A 4,411-nucleotide genomic window follows, 5' to 3' on the forward strand; every position below is an offset into this window, starting at 1 on the left:
TAGTGAGCACGTTAGAGGAGAAGTCATATAAACCGCTAGACGGGAACGGGGATGTAACTACTCCTATAGTAGAAACGGTGAAACCTTTTTCTGTTTTACTATTAGGTACAGACCAGCGTGGACATGAAACGGCGCGTTCAGATACGATGATTTATGCGGTGATAAGACCTAAAGAATCAAAGGTATTATTGGTTTCAATTCCGCGAGATACCTATACGGAAATTATAGGAAGAGGAAAGAAGGATAAGATCAATCATTCCTTCGCTTTTGGCGGACAACTGATGGCGAAAAATACCATGGAGGCTTTACTCGACCATAAGTTAGACTACTATGCTACGATTAATTTTGTTGGATTAAGGGATGCGGTGGATGAGCTAGGCGGTGTGGAACTTCCAATTGAGAAGGATATCGTAAATAAAGGCGTAGACCATGAGAAATTCACGATTAAAGCAAATCAGTCTATTTATAATGGTACGGATGCTTTAAATTATGTGCGTTATCGTGAGGATACTGATTTCAATCGTACGAAGAGACAACAGGTCTTTTTAAATCAGGTAGCAAATAAGTTGATGAACCTAAATCAAATCATTAAGATTCCACAATTACTAGATATTATGGGTTCTAACCTCCAGACGGACATGAAACCTAAATTCATTATTGATCTGAGCAAACAACTACTAACCGGAAGCGAAGTTCAAATTACAAGTTATACGGTTATGGGTGAGAGCATACGATTGAACGGCATTTCCTATGACCGTGTGGATAAAGAAGATCTCAAATTTGCTCAAGATTCAATTGATAATTGGATGGACGACACCATACCAACAGATCAGTTACTCATGCCAGAAGATCAGGATAAAGCGGAGTAATTTACTTTAAATAGTAGCCCAGCCGAGAAAATGAAATTTTAAGGAGACAAGCATATGTCACTTCTGAAATGTCTATGATATATGCAAGAAAAATTCAAAATGATAATTAGAAAAAGGGCTGATCTTTTATTTGTTAAAGATCAGCTTTTTCTTTTACTCTGATTAAAAGAGTGAAGATACTTAACGGTAACAGAAATAGATTCTTGACATCCGAATATAGAAGACCTTAATAGATGAACAGGCAAAATTCCGTCCTCCGACATAAGAGGACAAGAACATGTACCGTTAGCCACGGAGTCAAGCTCGGGACGTTTACAAATTTCAGGTGACAACAATAATATTTCATTAAATACCGCTTATTAGCAGCTTTTTTTGTTTTTTATGGGACCAAGTAGGTTCGAATCAATTGTACCCGACAACATGGCATTTGTCGGATGACAAGATTGTGTACCGCTAACCGATGATGGTTAAGCTAACGGGCAGGATAGCCTAATAAGAAAAGTGAGTTGCCTTTTTGTTAACTTTATAAACTTATTGTAAAATGCTCATATAGAAATTATTACTTATTAATTAAAGAAGGTGTAAATAGATGTATGATATTACAGTTATCGGTTCAGGTGTAAGTAGTTTTTTTTTAGCATATACCTTATCTCAAAGTAATCAAAAGATATTAATTCTTGAAAAAGGAAAATCTTTAGAGGAGAGAAATTGTCCTTTAGATCGAGGCGGAATATGCAATTGTAATGTATGCGAGAAATATTTTGGTTTTGCTGGTTTGGGTAAATCAGAAGGAAAGTTTAATTATACAAGTGATTTTGGCGGCGAATTAGAGCAAAAAGTAGGTAGAGAGAATCTTCTACAATTAATGGATGAAGTTGACGAAATTTTATGCCGTTTTGGTGGAGACTCGGTTATAAAATATTCTACAGCTAATACAGAACTATCAAAAAGAGCCCAATTATGCAACTTACAGATGTTAACTACTGAGGTGAGGCACCTTGGCACTTCACTTTCAACAAAAATTTTCCAACAAATTTATAAAGTTTTATCAAGCAAGATAGATATTCAATTTGAGGTGGATGTGCAAGATATAAAAAAAGATAATAATTCTTTTACTTTAATTACAAATCAAGGGAATATCCAATCTCAGCATGTAGTGTTTGCAACAGGACGATCTGGGACAGATTGGTTAAAAAAACAATGTTCCAGTCTTGGAGTTAAGCAAGGAAAAACTCGTTTAGATTTAGGTATTAGAGTTGAAATGGCAGAACAACAGCTACGTTTAATTTTGGAAGATACCTTTGAAACAAAACTTGCTTATGCACATGAAGATATCATTTCAAGTACTTATTGCATGAATCCTAAAGGAAGAATCATTCGTAAATATCAAGAAGGTTTAGTCATGCCTGATGGTCAAAATTTTCGAGAGCAAGAGATTGGAACTTCTAACTTGAACTTTACTTTGTTCACTCCAACGTATTTTTCTACTCTTAAAGAAGCAAATATGTATGCACATAAGGTTATCGGTGAAATAAATAAAGGTACCGACCGTATTGTAGTACAACGTTTTGGAGATTTAAGGGAGGGACAGTCTACAACAAAAGAAAATATGTATAATAATCGAATACAGCCTACGTTAAACGCTGAATTTGGGGACTTAACTAAAGAAATTCCTTTACTATATATTCAAATCCTGCAGGGATTTATAAACTATTTGGAAAAATTTATTGGTGAAGCAATTGATGAGGATACATTGCTTTATGGAATGGACGGAAAGTTTTATTCGCCAATAATAGAAACTGACGAAAATTTCCAAACAAATATTCATGGATTATATGTAATTGGAGATTGTTCAGGAGTTACACATTCATTATCACAAGCAGCAGCTAGTGGTATTTTTGTAGGTAAATATTTAGCTAGTAATTTTCAGTTTTAAAGTAACTCCATACTGCCCAGGCGTGATTTGGCAAAAGAAGCCTTAGAACGGTACCAAGAAGAAAAGCTTAAAAACAAATAAATCATTACGCTAACGGGGAACGATAGTTGAATAATACACATTGATGAGCAGGTGCTTCTGTATCCTGCTCTTTTTATTAAGCTAACGGGCAGGATAGCGTAATAATCCTCTTCTTTAGAAATATGGTACAATACCCCATAAAGGGATGGGGATTGTTGATGCAAACAGTTTATATAGTGTCAGGACCAGCAGGAGTCGGGAAGTCAACGACTTCAAGTAGATTAGTGAGTGTCTTAAAAAACAGTGCATATATTTCAGGTGATGATGTAAGCCGTATGCACATTAATGGTCGTCAGAAGCCTTGGGAGAGCAAACTGGAGCTATCCCTTATTTGGAATAATATCTTGAGTCTTACTCAAAATTTCATTCTCAATGGAATTGATGTTGTAATTGATTATGTTACTTTCCCAGATGAGGCATATTGGCTTAAAGATAAGTTGAAGGGGTTAACCGAAAATATCGTCTATGTGGTTTTATGGACTGACCATGAGACTCTGTTAAAAAGAGACCAATTGAGGTTGCCCGAACACCAGATGGGGGAGCGGTGTCTTATTTTAATCGAAGAATTCAAAGAATCAGGATTTAAAGATATACATTTGCTCGATACGAGTCAGACAAATGCTGATGCTATCCATCTGGTCATCGAAGAGATTGTAAACAATAAACAATACAGGTTAGAGGATTAAGCCAACGGGACACGATAGTTGAATGACACACATTGATGAGCAGGTGCTTCGGTATCTTGCTCTTTTTATTAAGCTAACGGGCAGATTTGTTCAATTGATACCTAATCGGAAGTAATCATGGAATAGCACTGGGTAGGGAAATGCAAGTAGTTCTACCCATAGGTTCAACAGAAAGAGGAGCAGTTGCTGTAGCAACTGCTCCTCTTCTTTATTAAGGGCAGTAATGTATGCTTAATAGACGAGAAATGTTTTCTGGTAACCTAAACTATGAAACAAATTTATAATTACAATACTTGGGGCTTATTAAGAAGGAGTATAAAATAGACTGGCGCTAAATGATAGTTGGGTGATATCGGCTGCTGAGGGATCCGTCGATATAAGCGTCCTTACGCGAATACCAATACGATCACCCGCAGCAACTATTAATGATCCCCCAACATTTATATTCGTTGCGGTACGGAAAGTACCAGCTGTAATGATATTATTCGGAAAACCAAATCTAACCGAACTAGTCAGTGGAGTTGTAACGTAAGGGGAAGAACTATGATCAATCCCATTATTAGGAACTGATGGTGCGAGGAATACTGTAAAATCATATTGAAGACCGAGAGTATTTATAGAAACGACAGAAGCAACCAATAAATCTACACTTATTTGCAAATTTTGAACAGTACCTGCGAAGGGAATTGGGAAAGCAAAACCACCTGCTTCGGGTGGCATAGTTGATTCTCCAGAACCGTCAATAACTTCAACCGTGTGATTACCAAAACCCATTAAAATTGGAGCAGCTGATACTACTGTAGCACCGCTGATGATGATACCCGTTGAAAATGGAATTA

General features: G+C 36.5%; 4 protein-coding genes. 3 read left to right on the forward strand and 1 reads right to left on the reverse strand.

Annotated features, from left to right (window positions below; all coding sequences use genetic code 11):
- The 3 genes from BW961_RS29180 to BW961_RS29190 form a co-directional block, all read left to right on the forward strand.
- Positions 1-869: LCP family protein (locus tag BW961_RS29180; RefSeq protein WP_076577131.1), on the forward strand; the 869-nt coding region annotated here is incomplete at its 5' end.
- A 589-nt stretch (positions 870-1,458) separates the two neighbouring features.
- A complete protein-coding gene (locus tag BW961_RS29185; RefSeq protein WP_068592685.1) occupies positions 1,459-2,805 on the forward strand; it encodes an NAD(P)/FAD-dependent oxidoreductase in 1,347 nt (448 codons plus the stop codon).
- A gap of 239 nt (positions 2,806-3,044) precedes the next feature.
- Positions 3,045-3,572: an AAA family ATPase gene (locus BW961_RS29190; protein WP_068592687.1), complete on the forward strand. Its 528-nt coding sequence runs from the start codon at positions 3,045-3,047 to the stop codon at positions 3,570-3,572.
- 303 nt (positions 3,573-3,875) lie between these two features.
- Here BW961_RS29190 and BW961_RS30855 read toward each other — a convergent pair.
- A partial coding sequence (locus BW961_RS30855) for a hypothetical protein (protein WP_170878628.1) occupies positions 3,876-4,411 on the reverse strand: 536 nt, incomplete at its 5' end.

The sequence above is a fragment of the Paenibacillus macquariensis genome, from assembly GCF_900156375.1.
In the GTDB taxonomy this organism is placed as follows: Bacteria; Bacillota; Bacilli; order Paenibacillales; family Paenibacillaceae; genus Paenibacillus_AQ; species Paenibacillus_AQ macquariensis.